The following is a 19,615-nucleotide window of genomic DNA, read 5'->3' on the forward strand; positions in this document are numbered from 1 at the left end:
TGGGGCATGTAGAGCAAAACTACAAAAACTGAAGTGAAAAAGGAGAAGAATAATGAACAAACGATGGTTATCAATTTTGATGGGCATGTTGACTGTACTTTTTTTAGCTGCTTGTAGTTCGGAAAATGGAACAAGTGAAACAAAGAAAGCCAATGCAAAATCAGATGGACCACTTGTAATGGTTTGGTATCCAAATGAATCAGGTTCTGAAATGGCTCCTTCTCGTGATGCTTTTGGTGCCATTTTTGAAAAGGCAACAGGGCGTAAAGTAGAACATAAATTAACGACAGATTATGCGATTGCGATTGAATCAATTGCCAATGGCAATGCACATATTGCTTTTATGGGAGCGCAAGGGTATATCGAAGCGAAGGACAAAAGTAAAGATGTCGAACCCTTAGTTGTACCATCCGGAGAGTCTGGTACATTAGACGATGCGGTCTATTATAGCTGGCTAGCGGTTCCAAAGGATCAGGCACAACAATATCAAAAGATTGGTAAATATACGTTAGATACAACGGAAGGCAAAACGATTTCTTTCGTCTCTGCTTCTTCAACATCAGGTTTCAAAGTACCAACAAGTTCAATTATTTCTCACTTTAGCGATAAAAATTTAACTGAAGAAGCTTTAATGGAAGGCAATGAAGTATATCCTGAAGTCTTATTTGGGGATTCTCACCAAGGGTCAGCTGTCAATATGTTGATGGAGCGCTCTGATATCGCAGCATTTTGTGATACATGTGTGGAGGCTTATGTTGAGCTAGTGGAAGGAAAAGAAAGTACACCAGGTGCAGTTTATAAGGTAAAAGATAATGCTGCAGCACCGTTTAACACGTTAACAGGAAAAGAATTTGTGCTGATACAGGTAACACCAGTACTTAACGCTCCATTCGTAGTCAATACGTCGGTATTAAGCGAAGAAGATATTAAGACATTAAAAGAACACTTAATCTCGGATGAAACAACCAATAACAAAAGTATTTTTGTACCAAAAGATTCCGGCGATTCTGGATTGTTCTATAGGGCGGCGGACGAGCGTTTCTTAGAAGTGGAAGATGCTTGGTTTAATCCAATTCGCGAACTATCAAAATAATACTGTACAGGGCTTTTATCTTTAAAGATAGAAGCCTTTTTCAAAAAAGTCTCAGAGATTTTCCATGCTATCAGCTTTATCAAATTACGATACAAGGAGAGAGAATAATGACTACTATTGTATTGGAAAGACAGCCCCTGCAGTCAGCATTTACTGTTGCTCCAGAAAGAGAGCAAGCCAACACGATTTTGCAGCTTCATAAAATTGCTAAAAGCTATGACCATAAGTCCATGGTGTTAAATGATATCAATCTTTCCTTGCAAGAAGGCGAGTTTGTATCCATTATAGGTCAATCGGGTGCAGGGAAATCGACATTGCTACGCTGCATTAATCGAATGATTGAACCGTCCGAAGGAGAAATTATTTTTGATCAGCAAGATATTACGTCTATCAATAAAAGAGCAATGCGGCAACAACGTGCCAAAATGGGCATGATTTTTCAGCATTATAACTTAGTTTCCCGTCTAACTGTATTTGAAAATGTGTTGCATGGTCGGTTTGGTTATAAATCCACGATGCAAGGTATCCTAAGTATTTATACAGAAGAAGAGAAACGACTTGCATTATCGATATTAGAAAAGCTGAATATGAAGGATCAAATTTATAAACGTTGTGACCAGTTAAGTGGTGGTCAAAAGCAACGAGTAGGGATAGCAAGGGCATTAGTGCAAGAGCCAAAGTTATTGTTATGTGATGAGCCTATCGCATCCCTTGATCCCAATTCATCTAAGGTCATTATGGATCACTTAAAGGAAATTTCACAGTCTATGGGCATTACTGTGTTAGTGAATTTACATCAAGTCGACGTTGCCATGCGTTATTCTGATCGAATTATCGGATTACGTAAAGGGGAGAAAGTATTTGATGATATCCCGAAGCAGTTAAACCAGCTTGCTATACGTAACATTTATGGAACAAGTGTAGATGAACTAATTACGGAATAAAAGGTTCGGAGGGTATGATGACAGAGGCGAATATTTTACGTAGGAAAAAGTGGCGAATGACAGGTGTAATGATTGTTCTGATTGTATTAACGTACGGCTCAGCAGCCATTACAAAGTTTAATATAATAGAAGGTTTATATGCGATTCCTAGTACACTTGCATGGATGATTAATAATTTAATTCCTTCAACTGAAACAATAGAAAATATTCCAAAAGTATTACAACGCCTTTGGGAGACGATTATTTTATCCGTCATAGCTTCTACTACAGCAGCCGTATTTGCTTTGCTTTTTGCAATATTAGGGGCGCAAACGACACAATTCAATCGTTTCTTTGGCTTTGTAGCACGGTTCATTGCATCCATTTTTCGTAATGTTCCAGTAATCGCATGGGCGCTTGTTCTTGTTATTTCATTTGGACATAATGTTGTAACGGGCTATTTCGCTCTATTTTTCTCGACGTTTGGCTTTTTAGTTCGGATGTTTATTGAAACAATTGATGAGGCAAGTTCAGACGGAGTAGAGGCGCTAATGGCCACAGGGGCTACATATTTTCAAATGGTATGGAAAGGCGTATTACCAGATACGATGCCTCAGATGCTTAGTTGGATATTTTATATGATTGAAACCAATATTCGAAGTGCGACATTAGTTGGATTATTAACAGGTACAGGTATTGGTTATCTATTTGATCTTTACTATAAAAAACTGGATTATAATATGCTAGGGCTTATTACCATTATGATTATCGCGGTTGTGTTTATTATTGAATTTACATCAAACAAAGTAAGGAAGGTGATTTCTTAATGCACGTGTCACCTTTAGAGACAAATGTTAAAGTAAGAAATGGTCGAATTCAAATCACTAAAATGACAAAGGCGAATATCGTCATGCGTCTTGTACTATGGGCGCTACTGTTATTTACACTGATTGGACCATTTTTGCTTGATTATGGGACAATTACATGGTCAACAGCCATTTCCTTAACGCTAGGTAATTTAAAGATGATGTTTTTAGAACCTGCCTTTCATCAAATTACATTTGCTACAGCGTTAAAGCAAATTAGTATAACACTTGCATTAGCTTTTTTAGCAACGATTTTAGGAGCAGTACTCTCTTTTTTCCTTGCTATTTTTAGCGCGAAAAACTTAGTCCCTTCAATGGTGTCAAATGGGATAATCGCTTTTAACTCATTTATTAGAGCAGTACCTACAGTCCTGTGGGTGTTAATCTTTGCGATTGTTGCAGGTCTCGGTGCAATTGCTTGTGTACTGGGGATGATGCTGCATACTATTGCTTACTTAACAAAGGCATTTGCTGAATCATTTGAGGAGTTAGAAGAAGGTACTATAGAGGCATTGCGGGCCTCAGGAGCGAATTGGTGGCATATTGTATGGCATGCTGTCGTTCCGCAGTCTTCGTCCTATATGGTGTCGTGGATTTTTTTACGCTTTGAAACGAACTATGGTGTGGCAGTGGCGATGGGTGCAGCAGCGGCGGCAGGTGGTATTGGCTTTGAGTTATTTATGGCTTCTAGTTTTTACTATGATTTACACGAAGTTGGGATGATTACGTATTGCGCTCTTATTGTCGCGATCATCTTAGAGCTTGTGTCCCTTCGTATTAAAAGAAAATTAATGGCGAAATCATAAAATGAAGTGCAGAAGAAGATTTGACTTAGAACACACCGTAGGCAAATTCTAATCCTAAAAGAAACGAACGATAATAAAAATAACACCCTAATGATGGTCATTTCACACATCAATTAGGGTGTTATTTGTCGTTTAGATTTTAAAGTTACGCACCATCTGATTAAGTGAATCAGAAATGCTCGTTAATGTTTGCGCAACGCTTTGAATTTCTTCCATAGAAGCTAACTGTTCTTCTGTTGCTGCGACCACTTCGTGTGTGCTTTCGGAATTTTCCTTAAAGAGTGAAGAAACGATTTCATATTGTTGGGTAACCGTTGTAAAATCAGCTGTTAGTTGTTCTGTTGTGGCAGCTATTTCTTGTACTTTACCCGTGACATGGGCAATGGATTGCATAATATCTTGAAATTGTACCGAAGTAGTAGATGTTAATTGAACGCCACTACCGACATTTGTTTGCACTTTTTGTATCGTTTGAACGGTTTCATTGGTTGTCTCTTGAATACGTGTAATGAGTGCTTTGATTTGATTTGTCGAGCCACTGGATTGTTCAGCTAATTTTCGTACTTCTTCTGCAACTACGGCAAATCCTTTTCCATGCTCTCCTGCACGGGCCGCTTCAATGGCCGCATTTAAGGCAAGGAGATTTGTTTGATTGGCAATGTCATTTATCAATGTTGTGATTTCACCAATTTTGACAGCATCTTCAGCGAGTGAATTGATATTTTTATTTGTTTCGTCTACCGATTGTGAAATGGCCTCCATGGACGAAACAATATCTTTAACGGATTGTGCTCCTTGATCCGCCTGTCTACTAACTTCATTCGTATCTTCTGAAACATCAGCTGTATAATGTGTCATACTTTCTAAACTTTGCAATGCTTGCACGATGGCAATAGTGCTTTCGTGTAAAATGTTCGCTTGGCTATCCATACTCGTCGAGACATCTTGTATATTTTCCGTAATTTGATGAGAAGATCGTTTTGATTGTTCCGCACTCGCTGAAAACTCTTCGGAAGACGCTGCTACTCGCTCGGATGAAGAGCTAATTTGTGTCATCATTTGTCTTAATGAAGAAATGAAGTGGTTAAATGAAGTAGCCACTTCCCCTAATTCATCTTTGTTTTTTACTTGGATCGTTTTAGTTAAATCGCCGTTTCCGTGTGCGATATCATTCATCTGAATATTTAGTTGGCGCAATGGTTTTAAAATGGATTGATAAAGTAAAACGCCTAAAATGATTCCAGATACTGTGGCAACTATTGCAACTCCGAGTAGTAGTGCTTGGCTCATTTTAGATTGTGATTTCAAGCTAGCGCTTGCTACTTCTGTTTGTTGATCTATTTGTGCAATAAAACGTTCAAACGAAGGGTCAAGTACTTCTTTCCGTATTCTTCGTTCTTCCCCAAAATGAATTTCAGATGCTTTTTTAGGGTCTATCGTATGATTGTGCATAACGAATTGAACTTGATTCCAATATTTTTCGTAATTTTCCTTAATGTCATCAATGGTCTTTTGCTCTGAGGATATGATGGAAAAGGCATATAATTGATTAAATTGGTTTATAATATCGTTTGATTTTTCCTCCATTTGTGACACGAATGTTGGATCATTTGTTAATAGTAATGCTCGCTCATCATTTGAAAGACCGGCAAGCCGATATTGAATTTGCTTGGTGATTGTTTTAATTTCCATCAGATTATTTACCTCATTATTTTGTGAGACAATCTTCGATAAAGACCATGTCCCAAATCCACCTACGGCCATGATTGACAACACAAAAATTGAAGTAACAAGAATAAGTCTTGTTTTAATACGCATACAAATCCTCCATCTATTTCGATAAATTAACTTTGCTTTAAGAAAGCAAAAAGTGATAGAGATAAATAGTGATATGGTCGACTAACACCAAATGGGGTATTAACATCTTGCTTTTATAACTATTATCTTTTGCAATAAGTATTCAGAATAAGAGAAAAGTGGTTATGTACTTCACTGGCTTTATCAATAAAGTAACCTAATTTGCGTCTTATATTATTTAAGGATAATGAATCTGTTATTGCTAAATATTAGTTTATTTTAACATCACATGTAGTGATTGGCGAGAACTATGTGGTAGATTTTTGCTTTTTCATATAAACATAAAGCGAGTAGTCCGTAAATTTGAGTTACTAATCTTTTGTCACACATCAATCAATCAGCAAAGCGTATTGAATCTATCTAAAATAGCAGCCATTTTACGTCACATAATAAGGAAGTAAGCGTTTGCTTTATTATATAGAAGAAAGACAAAAGCTTGTGCAAACCAGCTGGTGTAAAAGGAACTGGAAAGGTATTAACCCAATGGACTAAAAGGGAAGCGCACAAATAAAAATGCCATCTTATATAAGGTGGCATTTTTAATCGTTGCTAACAAATTCATTATCAAATAGCACAGACATAATGATTATTGTAGCATATCATAATGACAGTAAGCGCTCTCTTCATTAGTCATAAAAGAAAACAGTTTTCAGCTAGCAACGTATGATAGAAAGCTGTTGGATGCCATTAGATGAAGGAGACGAGCTAACTTGAAGCTCGTCTTTTCATGAACAAACGTAATCGCCACGATCATATAGCTAATTAAAGCTAGTTCAAACGAAAATTTACACGATTATGTGACATATGCGAAAAAAATTTATAAAAACCTTAACTAATTCATATGAAATCCGTATAATAAATCAAACAGTGCGAAAATTGTCCATTTTTCTATCGACGAATTGCGTGAATTTTTTAAATTGTATTGACGTAGAGAACGATAATTTGTACACTGTGTACATTCAATTGTTTTTTGGAGGAATACATTATTTTAAAAAGTTAGGATTTGATAGATATGATCGTATGTAAATTTGGTGGAACATCTGTAGCAAGTGCAGAACAAATTCAAAAAGTAGCAAACATTGTAAAATCTAATCCGGCACGCAAAATCGTAGCCGTTTCAGCACCAGGAAAACGTTCTGGTGATGATATAAAAGTAACAGATTTACTAATTGACTTAGCTCATGCGGCATTACAAAATGAAAATATAGAAGAAAAACTACAAACAGTCGTTAATCGTTACAAGTCTATTGCTGACGGGTTACAGCTAGATGATACGATTTGTGACGTTATTACAGAAGACTTGCGCGAACGTGTGCAAGGTGATATTTCCAATGAAGAATTATTTATTGATAGCTTAAAAGCGGCAGGAGAAGATAACAATGCCAAGCTTATTGCAGCATATTTTAACTCTATCGGTATGCCAGCACGCTATGTAAGTCCAAAAGAAGGTTTAGTCGTCAACGATTTACCTGAGCGTACGTTTGCCTTACCTGAAGCTTATACAAATTTAGCGCCATTAAAAGATACAAAAGAAATTATTGTTTTCCCAGGTTTCTTCGGTTACACTAAAGCGGGCATATTGCGTACGTTTGATCGCGGAGGCTCGGATATTACAGGCTCTATTTTAGCAGCTGCTGTTGAAGCGGAGCTTTATGAAAACTTTACGGATGTGGATTGTGTATTTTCCGCAAATCCGAAAGTCGTGAATGATCCAGTGGAAATTAAAGAAATAACGTATCGCGAAATGCGCGAATTATCCTATGCGGGCTTTTCTGTCTTTCATGATGAAGCATTAATGCCTGTCTATAAGATTGGGGTGCCAGTTAACATAAAAAATACAAATAATCCTTCAGCCCCAGGTACTCGAATTGTACCGAGTCGTCCTGCTACAGGTCGTCCGGTTACAGGTATCTCGGCAGACAGCGGCTTTTCAACGTTATATGTGTCTAAATATTTAATGAACCGTGAAGTAGGGTTCGGTCGTAAGCTTCTACAAATTTTAGAAGATGAAAATATTTCATATGAACATACTCCGTCTGGTTTAGATGATATTTCGGTGATTATGCGATCCAACCAACTAACACCAGAAAATGAAGCGCGTATATTAACGCGTGTGAAAAATGAATTGCAGGCAGATGATGTCCAAATGCGTCATGGATTCTCAATGATTGTGATTGTTGGGGAAGGGATGCGTAATAACACAGGTCTTGCAGCACGTGCAGCAACAGCAATATCTAAAACTGGAGCTAATATTGAAATGATTAATCAAGGCTCGTCTGAAGTAAGTCTTGTATTTGGTGTTCTACAAGAGTATGAAAATCGAATTTTACAAGCACTATATGGAGAATTTTTTGCACAAGTGCAAGCATAAGTAAACCCAATACGATAGTTTTATAAAAACAATAAAATTATCTAAAAATAAAACGGAGCTGCCTTATAAGCAATGAATTCATAGCTTATAAGGCAGCTCTTTCATTTTATAAGTTACATGGATGTATGAATGCCTCCAAAAAATCAAACACTACTAGAAGGAATAGAGTTTTCTTTTATACAGTAATGCTGTAAAATCGAGTTCGTACATAGATAGGAGGTCGTAATAGATTGAAGAGTTTTTCAATGGGCATGATTTTGTCAGTTATCGGTATTTTAGTTGTCTGTTTAACCATTATGGACATTTTACCAGCATCGACGAAATCCATGAAAATTATATATGTTGGGATTGGTTGGGTTTTTATTATAGCCGGTTCAATTATTCGATTTAAAAATTTAAAGCAAAGGCAATAAGAAAATTAACTAAAATGAATGTTGCAAACATCAAAGTTATGATACAATTTCAAAGAAATAAATAATTTCAATACGATGAAGTTATTATTTTGTACTATACAAAAAATTCAGAAGGTTCAAATTTGCAGTGTATTCATAATTAAAGAATGAACAGTACAAATTCTTCTTGTAAGAATTTGTTTTTTTATTTACCTCCACTACAAAATATGGGTTCTCCCGTTGGAAAGGGAGTAGTGAATAACCAATTCGGTATATAATAAATAATGGAGGTAAGTAGACGATGATTGTACGTAAGGAAGATATAAAAATAGTAGATAATTATGTTACGATTCAAACAATAACTCCGATGAAAGTTGTCTCGTCAGCGATGCATAATCCTGGCTTTGGCTACTATACACATCTACTGAATCGCTCTGTACCAAAAACTTATGATGAACGAAAACCACATCATGAGTTGCGACGGTTTTTGCAATCAGAGGGTTATCCCATCGACAAAACCGTTGCGATGATGACAGCAGTAAACGCTCGTTTTGCAACAATACGTGAATTTACATATGAAGGTTTGCATCTAGTTGTTATGATAACAGCAGGCTTGGGCAATGCCGTTGATATTACGCGTGCATTTCATCGACAAGAGCAATATCACGCTGGAACGATTAATACATGGGTGCTAATCAATGGAAAACTATCGGATGAGGCGTTGTTTCAGGCAATGATCTCAACAACAGAGGCAAAGGTCAAAGCACTACTAGATGAAGATATCACAGATCCTACTACGGGTACATTAGCAACAGGCACGTCAACGGATAGTTTACTTATTGCATCGACGGAAGAAGGCGATTTCCATCAATATGCAGGCCCTATTACAATGTTGGGCAAAGTGATTGGGCATGGTGTTTATGAAACGATGCGTGAGGCCATCCAAAAATACAAAAAAGAGAAAGAGGCGAATCCACTATGATTTTACTAGTGATTGCCTGTATCATTGGCTTATTATTTGATTTAGTTGTCGGTGATCCTCCTAAAATGCCACATCCAGTACGGTGGATAGGCAAACTTATTCAAGCGCAAACCGCCTTGTGGAATAAGGGCAAGATGCGAAAATTTCGTGGGATGATCATGGCGCTTGCTGTTGTTGGAACGACCATGTTTGTTGTAACCGTGATAGTAGTGCTTAGTTATCAAGTGAACATTGTGTTTGGAATTCTAATTGAGGGGTTATTAATTGGCGTTGGACTAGCACAGCGTAGTTTAAAAGAAGCAGCAATAGCTGTCTATGAGCCTCTTGTCCAAGGAGATTTTGCAGAAGCACGTGTGAAATTATCGTGGATTGTTGGGCGAGATACCGATCAGCTTGACGAGGATGAAATTGTTCGGGGTGTAGTAGAAACAGTATCTGAAAATACAAGTGATGGTGTAACCGCGCCACTCTTTTATGCATTTTTATTTGGGGCAATTGGTTTATGGGGATACAAGGCAGTAAACACGTTAGATTCAATGATTGGCTATAAAAATGAAAAATACAAAGATTTTGGTATGTTTGCCGCAAGACTTGATGATGTCCTAAATTTTATTCCTAGTCGTTTAACAGGATTGTTAATGGTACTTGGTACTAAAAATGAAACAACGGTTTCGCTTGGCAAACGCTTAAAACGCTGGGTACAGGATGCTAAAAAACATCCTAGTCCGAATAGCGGTTATTTGGAAGCAGCAACTGCTGTACAGTTAGGCGTACAACTCGGCGGGAAAAATACATATCAAGGTGTTGCATCGTATAGAGCGACGATGGGTGAAAAACTTGTACCGTTAACGAAAGAGCACATTGCCACATCTGTGACTCATATGCGAATTGCTACACTGCTCTTTACGCTTGTTATGTTAGCAATGGAGGTGTTAATTTTTGCAATTACCTAATCATGGAGCAAATCCGCAAAATGTCTATCAGCAGCTCGGGCTGAAAATGCCGACAGAAGTATTTGATTTTAGTGAGAATGTCAATGCAGCAGGTCCTCCTTCTTTTGTTGAGGCACGCTGGCGCACATTTTATCCATTAATCCAGCGTTACCCAGATCCAGATGGTGAACCTTTTTTAACAAAGGTGGCCCATTTTCATGGCATTGAAAAACAGGCAATCGTCCTAGGGAATGGGGCGTCAGAGTTATTTAGTGTGTTAGCCAGACGCTATGTAAATAAACGTGTTATTGTCATTCATCCGACATTTTCGGAGTACGAACGGACGCTAAAGGCTGCCGGGGCGCATGTTGTGCCAATTGTTGTGGATGATTTTATAAACTATACATTACCAATGGCACGTCTTTATCAAGAAATGGTACATGCAGATGCAGTATATATCTGTACCCCAAATAATCCAACAGGTGTCTTACCAAAAAAAGAAGAACTACTCCGCTTAATAGCTTATGGAGCGGACGTAGACTGTGAACTCGTATTGGATGAGGCATTTATTGATTGGGTCAGTGAAGATCATTCGTTAATTGGCGATGTTGCGCATCATCCACATGTAATTGTTGTGCGATCGATGACAAAAATGTATGCCATTCCTGGATTAAGACTCGGCTATTTAGTTGCAAGCAAAATTATTGTTTCAGAGCTAAAAGCAATGTTGTCACATTGGAATCTCAACGCATTTGCGCTTGTTATCGGCGCGGGCTGTTTGGATGAGCATGATTATTGTCAACAGGCAATCGACTATGCCACAAATCAAAGAGCGTGGCTCCAACGTTTTTTGCACGAACACGGATGTCGCGTAACAAATAGTGTGACAAACTATGTATGCTTTTCATTGCCGAGCAACCAGCATCCAGATACATTTTTCAGCTTTTGTTTAGGACAAGGAATTGTCCTGCGCCATACAAAAAACTTTATGGGGTTAAATGGTGAATGGTTCCGCATCGGTATTAAAGATGTAACAGCGATGACCTATTTACATAACTGTTTACAAACGTGGTTTAAAGCAAATAAGGGGTGAGAAAAGTGACAACTTTTTATCTAGTTCGACATGGGGAAACAGTTTGGAATAAAGAACATCGATTGCAAGGGTGGTTAGATTCTCCATTGTCTGAAAACGGCATTTTACATGCCCAAAAACTTGGTGAACAATTGAAAAACATTCCCTTTACTGCAGCGTATAGTAGCACAAGTGGTCGTGCAAAAGAAACATTACACTATTTAACAGTAGGTCGCAAGCTAGCAATTCACTATAAGGATGATCTACGTGAAATTTTTTTAGGAAACTGGCAAGGAAAAACTGTGGAGGATATTATGGTCAGCAATCGTTTTGACTACGAGCTGTATACCCATTATCCAGCACAATTTGTCGCCACTCACACCGAAAGCTTTGGCGAAGTAACAGAACGAGCGATGTATACGTTAAAAAATATTGCCCAACGCTATCCACATGAACATATTTTAATTGTGTCACATGGAGTAACGATTAAATGCATGATTAATGCCATATTAGAGCGGGGCATTGACCAGTTATGGACAGCGCCACACATAGAGGGGACAAGCGTGACTATCGTAGAGCGTACAGAAGAAAGCTGGCACGTCAAGGTTATTGGTAGCACACAACATTTACAATAGAGAGGTGAAAACAGTGCCGCTAATTTTTATTTCGGGTGGGGTTCGCAGCGGTAAATCTCACTTTGCCGAACAAGAAGCTGTTTTGCACTATCAAAATAAAGATTTAATAAACAAACGATTGATATATATTGCTTCTGGTGTTGCCATGGATGTTGAAATGGAAAAACGCATAGTGCGACACCAAGCAGATCGTTTAAAACAAGCGATTGCGTGGCATACAATTGAAGCACCTTATCAAATACAGGATGCCTTTCATACGTTAGTTGAAGGGGATATTGTACTTTGGGACTGTGTGACGACATGGCTGACCAATGCCTTTTATGAAGGATTTGATCGTGGAACGCCATGTGTAGAAAAGCCAGGGTGTCTAGAGGAAAAAATATGGTTTATGAAAAGTGCAGTATTGACGTTACTTGACAAAAAGGTGACGCTTTTTGTCGTTTCTAATGAACTTTTTGATGAACCGCCGTATGAAAATCAGGAGGTGGAATTGTACCGCCAATTGCTCGGCAATCTCCATCAATGGTTTGTATCTATTTCACATGACGCCTATGAAATAAATTATGGTATCGTCAAGAAATGGAAATAAGGAACCAACTTCTAAGCTTAGTTAGTGACTGACACAAAAAAGATGTAACTCCACAAGTAAACGGGAAAATCTAGATGGCACGGTAGCATGGAAAATGATTTTGATTGCTCCTGTAAACGTTTGCTTTTTATGTCTTATTGGCAATTGATCTACTAGATTTTTTTATATTCTTCACTAAAATTGGTTGAGATAACACGAAAGAAAGAAGGCAAGGCGATGAAAACTATATGGCACAGTGTATTGCTGGCATTTCAATTTTTTACAGTTTTGCCTGTACATAAAGAAATTCCGTTAACTAAACGGACAATTACCGGAATGTTTGCATTTTTACCTTGGATAGGGGCGCTGATGGGAGCTGTTGTTGCAGCGATAATCTACTGTTTAACACAATGGACAGCCAGCAGTGAAGTCCTCTTAACTTTTATGATTATCGGTTTATTTGCATTATTTACAGGAGGCTTGCATCTAGACGGTTTTATCGATATGGGGGATGCTTATTTTTCTTATCGCGATCGAGATAAGCGACTTGAAATATTAGATGATCCGCGAGTTGGGGCATTTGGTGTACTATCTGTGTTATTTCTAGTGTTGGGAAAATTCGTTGTGCTACATGAACTTTTTGTACAGAACAAACTTTCATTATGGATGCTTGTCTTTATCCCTTTATTGACACGTGTAGGAATGAGTTTCTATTTTCTATCGTTACAATGTTCGAAGGAAAAAGGACTTGCTTATTTTTTTAAAACACATATACATCATCGCTTACTGACAAGTTTGATGTTACTTACGCTTTTACTTGCCTATTGTGGTGTGTTCGTAGTTTCAAGCTTTTCTATAGTGCCATTGCTGTTAATGGTCGTTTTAGTCATTGCATTTGTATTGTTTCGGCAGTTTACAGTGCGTAATTTTGGCGGAGTTTCTGGGGACTTGCTAGGTGCTTCAATCGAAGGAATGGAGGTTGTGCTATGGGTGACATTGTTACTGTTCGTTTAATGAGACATGCACCAACAAAAGAAAATGTGGAAAAGCGTTATATTGGCTGGACAGATTCTTCCTTAGCACAGGCGTCGGCGCTTCCAATAGTCAATGATTCTGTCAGAAAAGTATATGGCAGTGATTTACGTCGTTGTCAAGAAACCGCGAAATGTTATTTTCCACAAGCTAGCTATATAGCCGATGTGAGATTTCGAGAGACGAATTTTGGTGATTTTGAAGGCAAAACATATGACCAATTAAAGACAGATTCTCGGTACCGTAGATGGTTAGATGACCCAATGAAAAATGCGCCACCAAACGGTGAAAGATTTGATCAGTTTTGTGAGCGAGTAGTCGCAGGTTTTTTAGCGTTACCAAAAGATGAGGATGACTATTATCTCGTTGTTCATGGTGGGGTGGTGCGAGCGTTACTTGTTGCATTTGCTCCACAACAAGAGGCTTTTTGGTCATATCAAGCACCCCATAATCGCCTATTTACGCTAACGTTTTCCCGAGCAGCTTGGAAGGAGGGAGCTAGATGCATGTCTTTATCGGAGGAGCCTATAACGGAAAAACCGCTTATGTAGAGCGATTACTAAAAGATGATCACTATACGATAATTGATGGCGAACTACCAGATGTTGCACCTGATTGTGATGCACTCATTATTAAAAATTTAGAACAATGGCTCGTAAAACGCAATTTGGAGGAAGATGAAGCCATTATCCATCACATTTTGACAACACTTAAAAGCCTTGAAAAAAACTGTGTAGTGTATATGATTGTAACCGATATGGGACGTGGTGTTGTACCGATGGAAAAGCAAGCAAGACTATTGCGTGACACGTGTGGTCGCTTGTATCAGGCGTTATTTGTAGAAGCACAACAAGTAAATCGCATTTGGTATGGCATTGCAGAACGTATTAAATAAACGAGTTTAGGCTTCAGTAGAATACTTGTAGAAAAGAGGAAATGGAATGAATCGACAAAAATTAATGAGTTTGACATTAACAGCCATGGTTGCGGCGATTTGTGCAGTTGGGGCAGTTATTAAAATTCCGTCTTTTGTATCATCGGCGGCACTCGACTCAGCGCCAGCATTTTTAAGCGTTGCATTTTTATCGCCTGTATTGGCAGGAGTAGCAGGGTTAATAGGTCATTTGATTACAGCATTGACATCTGGTTTTCTACTTGGACCTTTGCATCTTATTATTGCGGTCGAAATGTTTATTGTTGTATGGCTATTCGGTGTGATGCACAAAAAAGGTATGCATTTTTGGAAATGGCCAGTAGCGCTTATATTAAACGGTGTGATCGCACCACTCCCATTTTATTTCATCATTAGTCCAGCGTTTTTCTGGGGCTCATTAGCGAGTATTTTCATGGCAACTGTCATCAATTTATTGATTGTAGCTGTCGTGATGCCAATACTCTCGAAAGTGTTTGTTCGTAAGGCAGGGCGAGCAAATTGAGAAATGCAGTAAAAATAGGGAATCTGATTGTTACAACAGATAATGCTGCAGCCATCGGAGAAAAACCTCAAGATGTCGTATCGGCTCCGGATACATTAACGGCTTATTTAACTGGGCGTGTCACTTTTCTAGAACAGCTTGCAGCCGATGCCCTACCCAGTCATATTATTCTTGCCAACTTTTCAGGCGATGAGGCGTGGTCTCGTTATGTCGAAGGACTTGCGCAAGTCTTTGAAGAAGCAGGTCTACCATGTCCACCTGTAAATGGCAGTTCAGAATCCAATATGCCGACTGTGCAATCGGGATTATCTGTAACAATGTTAGGTGAAATGCAAACAAGGTCGTCATTTGCTAGTGACAACCTGATTTGGTATACGTATGGACTGCCACTCGTTGGCAATGAAGTGCTTGCGCAGCCTGAAGATGTGGCCCAACTACAGCCCATTTACCAAGCTTGGCGCGAGGAAATTGTGCAACAAGTTTGGCCGGTAGGTTCTCAAGGCTTACAAGCAGAATTTTTAAGACTTTTTGGTCAGCAACAAATTAAAAGTTCGCTGGATGTAGGAAAAACAGCAGGGCCATGTGCGGTAATTTTACTAGGAATCAATCCAGAAAAAGAGAAACTGGCACAAAAAATTTTTACTAGAAATTTTGAGAAACTGCGTAAAACTGCATTGGAATAGGGCTTGCTTCGAGCAAAAGTAGCGTTTTCGAGAATACAAGGGGCAAAACGCCTATTGAAACGTTAAACACAATATGTTAGATTTGTTTAGGAGTTAAAACACTATATATAGTATATTGGACAAGCGGTACCAGTATGGTTTAAAAGGGAATTCGGAAATAGAGATATCTAAAGCCGAAGCTGTCCCCGCAACTGTAAGTGCTGACAAATAATTAGGATGCCACTGTGAAAGAACGGGAAGGCAATTATTTGAAGGAAGCATGAGCCAGGAGACCTGCCGAGTTGTTCAAGACAGCAACACATCTTCGGGGATTGAGAAGTGGAGGCGAGAGATTTGTCCACTTCGATGTGTACATGTCCTTCATTTCCATTTCCGATTTTACAGCGATTACGCAACCGAAACAGGGTGTGTAATCGCTTTTTTGTGTGCGCTGATAGAAAGGGAGAGAATGGGAATATGACAATTCAAATCGAACAGCAGATGGCTAAGTTAAAGAAAAGTTACACAGAGGAGGAGCTTGAAAGCTTTGTAAGATTATCGGATAGATGGCTACGAAAAAATGACAATGCAACATTTGAAGCTTGGGCGGATGCGATGATTTTACAAACACTTAGTCTTATTGATGAGGAAGAGCCATATTGGACATTTGTTGCTGCCCAAATTTACTTAGAAAAATTGTATGATCAATTTGCTACCCGTCGTGGTGTTGGGGTGGAAGATGTCTATAAGGTATTTCCAGAGCAACTTGCTCGCTATACCGAGGCAGGGCTTTATCACGATTGTTTAACGACGAAGTATAGTGAACTAGAGCTAGTCGAGCTTGCGTCTTATCTTGAACAGAGTCGTGATGAGCTGTTTACGTATATCGGTTTAAAAACGTTAATGGACCGCTATGTTGTGCGTGATTATACAAAAACACCTGTAGAATTACCGCAAGAGCGTTGGATGGTCATTGCAATGACATTGATGCAAGATGAAACGGAAAACCGCTTAGAAAAAGTACGAGAATCGTATTGGGCGATGAGTAATTTATATATGACGGTTGCAACACCAACATTGTCAAATGCCGGAAAAACGCATGGCCAGCTTTCAAGCTGCTTTATTGATACGGTAGATGATAGTTTACAAAGTATTTATGATACGAACACCGATGTTGCAACATTATCGAAATACGGGGGCGGTATAGGCGTTTACATGGGGAAAATCCGTAGTCGTGGCTCCTCTATCAAAGGGTTTAAAGGCGCATCTAGTGGGGTACTGCCATGGATCAAACAACTTAATAATACAGCGGTGTCAGTGGATCAGCTTGGTCAACGCCAAGGCGCAATCGCCGTATATTTAGATGTGTGGCATAAAGATGTCTTTACGTTTTTAGATTTACGTTTAAATAATGGAGACGAACGATTACGCGCGCATGATATTTTCACTGGTTTATGTTTACCGGATATTTTTATGGAAGCAGTCGAAGCGCGTGGAGAGTGGCATTTATTTGACCCACATGAAGTACGTGAGGTAATGGGCTTCTCACTTGAAGATTGTTATGATGAGCAAAAAGGACAAGGCTCTTTCCGAGATAAATATGCGTCGTGCATTGCCAATCCACTATTAAGTCGAGAAGTGGTGCCGGCAATCGATATTATGAAGCGTATTATGCGTTCACAGTTGGAAACAGGTGTACCATTTATGTTTTACCGCGATGAAGTAAATCGCATGAATCCAAATAAGCATGAAGGGATGATTTATAGTTCAAATTTATGTACTGAAATTTTCCAAAACATGTCGCCGACGCAATTCGAATCCATTACGTTAGAAGATGATGTGATTGTGACACGTCGTAAGCCAGGAGATTTTGTTGTATGTAATTTATCTTCTGTCAATTTAGGAAAGGCTGTTCCGGCTGGTGTGTTAGAGCGTTTAATACCGATTCAAGTGCGCATGTTAGATAATGTGATTGCCTTAAATACTATTCCTGTGAAACAAGCCGAGCGTACTAATGCTCGTTATCGTGGAATTGGGCTAGGGACATTTGGTTGGCATCATTTACTTGCCTTGAAGGAAATTCAATGGGAGTCGGATGAGGCAGTTGACTTTGCTGATAAATTATACGAGCATATTGCGTATTTAACGATTCGTGCATCGAGTGCACTTGCGCGCGAAAAAGGTGCTTACCCATTATTTGAGGGCTCTGACTGGCAAACGGGTGTTTATTTTGAAAAGCGTAGCTACAACAGTGACAAGTGGCAAGCTTTGCGTGCGGATGTCGCAAAATATGGAATGCGCAATGGGTATGTAATGGCCGTAGCACCAAATTCATCGACATCTATTTTGGCAGGCAGTACGGCAACAATTGATCCGATTTTCCAAAAGAGTTACTCCGAGGAGAAAAAGGATTACAAAATTCCTGTTACAGTACCGGACTTATCACCCGTAACGACTTGGTATTATAAGTCTGCTTACTTTATCGATCAAAACTGGACAATTAAACAAAATGCGGCACGTGCCCGTCATATTGACCAGGGCATTTCGCTTAATTTATATGTGCAAAATACGATTCAGGCAAAAGACTTACTCGCTTTACATCTTAATGCTTGGGCAAGTGGCGTAAAAACGACTTATTATGTGCGCTCAACATCTGTTGAATTGCTAGAATGTGAGTCTTGTGCAAGCTAGGAGGAATAGAAAATGACAACAATTACGAAACGAAAAATGATGGATAAGGAGGCGCCAAACCGTTCGACAGCCATTGTGAACGGGCGCTCTTCTAATATTTTAAACTGGGATGATGTGCGTTTTAGTTGGGCGTACCCAAAATATAAAAAAATGCTTGGGAACTTTTGGACACCTTTTGAGATTAATATGAGCAATGATGTCAAACAATTTCCAACTTTATCAGCGGATGAACAGGAATCATTTTTGAAAATTATTGGCTTACTGGCGCTGTTAGACAGTGTACAAACGGATTTTGCGGGCAAGGTGGCGGACTATTTAACGGATTCGAGCCTTAATGCCTTAATGATTATTTTAGCGCAACAAGAAGTGATTCATAATCATTCCTATTCTTATGTTTTATCCAGTATTGTAAATAAAGATGAACAAGACCGTACATTTGACTTTTGGCGCACGGAGCCAGTGTTAGAGCGTCGCAATGATTTTGTGATGAAAGGCTATCAAGCATTTGCAGAGGAACCAAATGTTGAAAATATGTTAGAGGCCATTGTCTATGATGTTATTTTAGAAGGCTTATTTTTCTATTCAGGCTTTGCCTTCTTCTATCATTTAGCACGCAATCAAAAAATGGTGGCTTCGTCAACGATGATCAATTATATCAACCGTGATGAACAGCTACATGTGGATTTATTTGTGAAAATCTATCAGGAATTGCTAGCGGAATTTCCTGAATATGATACACCAGAACGAGCGGCGCGTGTGCAGGAGATTTTCCGTGAAGCGGTTCAACTTGAAATCGATTGGGCAAATGAAGTCATAGGTGAAAAAATTGAAGGACTTGATGTGGAAGATGTCCATGATTATGTCCATTTTTATGCGAATGTACGTTGCCACCAACTAGGGGTAGAGCGTCCGTTTGAGGGTTATCGAAAAAATCCATTAAAATGGATTAAAGCATACGAGGATGTAGACTTAGGAAAGACAGATTTCTTTGAACAACGCTCCCGTCAATATGTCAAAGTTAATGTAGAAGATAACGGCTTCGATGACTTGTAATTTAATATAATATAATTGTTTGAGTGCCTGTCACTCTATCCACTTGGCTTTTGCGTAGCATGATGTAAGCCACAACTCCCGCTTTTGCGCCGTATGTTGTGACTTTCTGTATGTGAGTTCCCGCAGAAGTTCAAGTGGATTTTTACTTTCTAGCCAGAAAATTGTTTGAGTGCCTGTCACTAAAATCCATCTGAATTCAGTTGCCAATTGGGAATGATTTTCAGTTATAATGAATAGCGTATGT

General features: G+C 38.9%; 19 protein-coding genes and 1 riboswitch. Of the genes, 18 read left to right on the top strand and 1 reads right to left on the bottom strand.

What is annotated here, in order from left to right; genetic code table 11:
* The first annotated feature begins 52 nt into the window (after window positions 1-52).
* The 4 genes from FC748_RS04545 to FC748_RS04560 all read left to right on the top strand — a co-directional run bounded on the left by FC748_RS04545 (window position 53) and on the right by FC748_RS04560 (window position 3,688).
* Window positions 53-1,093 (top strand): PhnD/SsuA/transferrin family substrate-binding protein, encoded by a 1,041-nt coding sequence (locus tag FC748_RS04545; RefSeq protein ID WP_108030117.1) that lies wholly within the window; start codon window positions 53-55, stop codon window positions 1,091-1,093.
* Between the two features lie 107 nt (window positions 1,094-1,200).
* Window positions 1,201-2,037 (top strand): phosphonate ABC transporter ATP-binding protein, encoded by an 837-nt coding sequence (gene phnC / locus FC748_RS04550; RefSeq protein ID WP_108030118.1) that lies wholly within the window; start codon window positions 1,201-1,203, stop codon window positions 2,035-2,037.
* 17 nt (window positions 2,038-2,054) lie between these two features.
* Window positions 2,055-2,843, top strand: a complete 789-nt coding sequence (phnE, locus tag FC748_RS04555) for a phosphonate ABC transporter, permease protein PhnE (RefSeq protein ID WP_024360967.1) — start codon at window positions 2,055-2,057, stop codon at window positions 2,841-2,843.
* A complete protein-coding gene (locus FC748_RS04560) occupies window positions 2,843-3,688 on the top strand; it encodes a PhnE/PtxC family ABC transporter permease (RefSeq protein ID WP_024360966.1) in 846 nt (281 codons plus the stop codon). The genes phnE and FC748_RS04560 overlap by 1 nt, the downstream gene beginning before the upstream one ends.
* A 132-nt stretch (window positions 3,689-3,820) precedes the next feature.
* Here the strand turns inward: FC748_RS04560 and FC748_RS04565 are convergent, their stop codons facing one another.
* Entirely contained in the window at window positions 3,821-5,506 is a 1,686-nt protein-coding gene (locus tag FC748_RS04565) for a methyl-accepting chemotaxis protein (protein WP_108030119.1), read from the bottom strand.
* 1,051 nt (window positions 5,507-6,557) lie between these two features.
* Here FC748_RS04565 and FC748_RS04570 point away from each other — a divergent pair.
* The 14 genes from FC748_RS04570 to FC748_RS04635 all read left to right on the top strand — a co-directional run bounded on the left by FC748_RS04570 (window position 6,558) and on the right by FC748_RS04635 (window position 19,371).
* On the top strand, window positions 6,558-7,916 hold the full coding sequence (locus tag FC748_RS04570) for an aspartate kinase (protein WP_024360964.1): 1,359 nt from the start codon (window positions 6,558-6,560) through the stop codon (window positions 7,914-7,916).
* A 230-nt stretch (window positions 7,917-8,146) separates the two neighbouring features.
* The gene (locus tag FC748_RS04575; protein WP_024360963.1) at window positions 8,147-8,329 is read left to right on the top strand and encodes a hypothetical protein; all 183 of its coding nucleotides are present in this window, start codon (window positions 8,147-8,149) and stop codon (window positions 8,327-8,329) included.
* A 280-nt stretch (window positions 8,330-8,609) separates the two neighbouring features.
* Window positions 8,610-9,290 carry an adenosylcobinamide amidohydrolase gene (locus FC748_RS04580; RefSeq protein ID WP_029747066.1) on the top strand — a complete coding sequence of 227 codons (681 nt, stop codon included), beginning with the start codon at window positions 8,610-8,612 and terminating at the stop codon, window positions 9,288-9,290.
* Complete coding sequence (gene cbiB / locus FC748_RS04585; protein WP_024360962.1) at window positions 9,287-10,243, top strand: adenosylcobinamide-phosphate synthase CbiB; 957 nt, start codon at window positions 9,287-9,289, stop codon at window positions 10,241-10,243. Before FC748_RS04580 ends, cbiB begins: the two co-directional genes overlap by 4 nt.
* On the top strand, window positions 10,230-11,315 hold the full coding sequence (locus FC748_RS04590) for a pyridoxal phosphate-dependent aminotransferase (RefSeq protein WP_108030120.1): 1,086 nt from the start codon (window positions 10,230-10,232) through the stop codon (window positions 11,313-11,315). Before cbiB ends, FC748_RS04590 begins: the two co-directional genes overlap by 14 nt.
* A 5-nt stretch (window positions 11,316-11,320) precedes the next feature.
* Window positions 11,321-11,929: a histidine phosphatase family protein gene (locus FC748_RS04595; protein ID WP_108030121.1), complete on the top strand. Its 609-nt coding sequence runs from the start codon at window positions 11,321-11,323 to the stop codon at window positions 11,927-11,929.
* A 13-nt stretch (window positions 11,930-11,942) separates the two neighbouring features.
* Complete coding sequence (locus FC748_RS04600; RefSeq protein ID WP_108030122.1) at window positions 11,943-12,518, top strand: bifunctional adenosylcobinamide kinase/adenosylcobinamide-phosphate guanylyltransferase; 576 nt, start codon at window positions 11,943-11,945, stop codon at window positions 12,516-12,518.
* Window positions 12,519-12,734: 216 nt separating this feature from the next.
* Window positions 12,735-13,511, top strand: a complete 777-nt coding sequence (gene cobS / locus FC748_RS04605; protein WP_024360959.1) for an adenosylcobinamide-GDP ribazoletransferase — start codon at window positions 12,735-12,737, stop codon at window positions 13,509-13,511.
* A complete protein-coding gene (locus tag FC748_RS04610) occupies window positions 13,484-14,080 on the top strand; it encodes a histidine phosphatase family protein (RefSeq protein ID WP_108030123.1) in 597 nt (198 codons plus the stop codon). Before cobS ends, FC748_RS04610 begins: the two co-directional genes overlap by 28 nt.
* Complete coding sequence (locus FC748_RS04615) at window positions 14,032-14,424, top strand: bifunctional adenosylcobinamide kinase/adenosylcobinamide-phosphate guanylyltransferase (RefSeq protein ID WP_025219801.1); 393 nt, start codon at window positions 14,032-14,034, stop codon at window positions 14,422-14,424. Before FC748_RS04610 ends, FC748_RS04615 begins: the two co-directional genes overlap by 49 nt.
* 46 nt (window positions 14,425-14,470) lie before the next feature.
* A complete protein-coding gene (locus FC748_RS04620; RefSeq protein WP_024360956.1) occupies window positions 14,471-14,965 on the top strand; it encodes an ECF transporter S component in 495 nt (164 codons plus the stop codon).
* Window positions 14,962-15,648 carry a hypothetical protein gene (locus FC748_RS04625; RefSeq protein ID WP_108030124.1) on the top strand — a complete coding sequence of 229 codons (687 nt, stop codon included), beginning with the start codon at window positions 14,962-14,964 and terminating at the stop codon, window positions 15,646-15,648. Before FC748_RS04620 ends, FC748_RS04625 begins: the two co-directional genes overlap by 4 nt.
* 107 nt (window positions 15,649-15,755) lie before the next feature.
* A riboswitch (cobalamin riboswitch) is annotated at window positions 15,756-15,944 on the top strand.
* Between the two features lie 160 nt (window positions 15,945-16,104).
* Window positions 16,105-18,318, top strand: a complete 2,214-nt coding sequence (locus tag FC748_RS04630; RefSeq protein ID WP_108030125.1) for a ribonucleoside-diphosphate reductase subunit alpha — start codon at window positions 16,105-16,107, stop codon at window positions 18,316-18,318.
* Window positions 18,319-18,330: 12 nt separating this feature from the next.
* Window positions 18,331-19,371, top strand: coding sequence for a ribonucleotide-diphosphate reductase subunit beta (locus FC748_RS04635; RefSeq protein WP_024360953.1), 1,041 nt, complete (start codon window positions 18,331-18,333; stop codon window positions 19,369-19,371).
* The last annotated feature ends 244 nt before the right edge of the window (window positions 19,372-19,615 follow it).

The organism is Lysinibacillus sphaericus (genome assembly GCF_005217585.1).
Classification (GTDB): domain Bacteria; phylum Bacillota; class Bacilli; order Bacillales_A; family Planococcaceae; genus Lysinibacillus; species Lysinibacillus sphaericus.

What these genes read in the sequence shown, in the direction of transcription:
- FC748_RS04545 (WP_108030117.1), top strand. Translation starts at nt 53, where the DNA reads ATGAACAAACGATGGTTATCAATTTTGATGGGCATGTTGACTGTACTT.
- phnC (WP_108030118.1), top strand. Translation starts at nt 1,201, where the DNA reads ATGACTACTATTGTATTGGAAAGACAGCCCCTGCAGTCAGCATTTACT.
- phnE (WP_024360967.1), top strand. Translation starts at nt 2,055, where the DNA reads ATGACAGAGGCGAATATTTTACGTAGGAAAAAGTGGCGAATGACAGGT.
- FC748_RS04560 (WP_024360966.1), top strand. Translation starts at nt 2,843, where the DNA reads ATGCACGTGTCACCTTTAGAGACAAATGTTAAAGTAAGAAATGGTCGA.
- FC748_RS04565 (WP_108030119.1), bottom strand. Translation starts at nt 5,506, where the DNA reads ATGCGTATTAAAACAAGACTTATTCTTGTTACTTCAATTTTTGTGTTG.
- FC748_RS04570 (WP_024360964.1), top strand. Translation starts at nt 6,558, where the DNA reads ATGATCGTATGTAAATTTGGTGGAACATCTGTAGCAAGTGCAGAACAA.
- FC748_RS04580 (WP_029747066.1), top strand. Translation starts at nt 8,610, where the DNA reads ATGATTGTACGTAAGGAAGATATAAAAATAGTAGATAATTATGTTACG.
- cbiB (WP_024360962.1), top strand. Translation starts at nt 9,287, where the DNA reads ATGATTTTACTAGTGATTGCCTGTATCATTGGCTTATTATTTGATTTA.
- cobS (WP_024360959.1), top strand. Translation starts at nt 12,735, where the DNA reads ATGAAAACTATATGGCACAGTGTATTGCTGGCATTTCAATTTTTTACA.
- FC748_RS04610 (WP_108030123.1), top strand. Translation starts at nt 13,484, where the DNA reads ATGGGTGACATTGTTACTGTTCGTTTAATGAGACATGCACCAACAAAA.
- FC748_RS04615 (WP_025219801.1), top strand. Translation starts at nt 14,032, where the DNA reads ATGCATGTCTTTATCGGAGGAGCCTATAACGGAAAAACCGCTTATGTA.
- FC748_RS04620 (WP_024360956.1), top strand. Translation starts at nt 14,471, where the DNA reads ATGAATCGACAAAAATTAATGAGTTTGACATTAACAGCCATGGTTGCG.
- FC748_RS04630 (WP_108030125.1), top strand. Translation starts at nt 16,105, where the DNA reads ATGACAATTCAAATCGAACAGCAGATGGCTAAGTTAAAGAAAAGTTAC.
- FC748_RS04635 (WP_024360953.1), top strand. Translation starts at nt 18,331, where the DNA reads ATGACAACAATTACGAAACGAAAAATGATGGATAAGGAGGCGCCAAAC.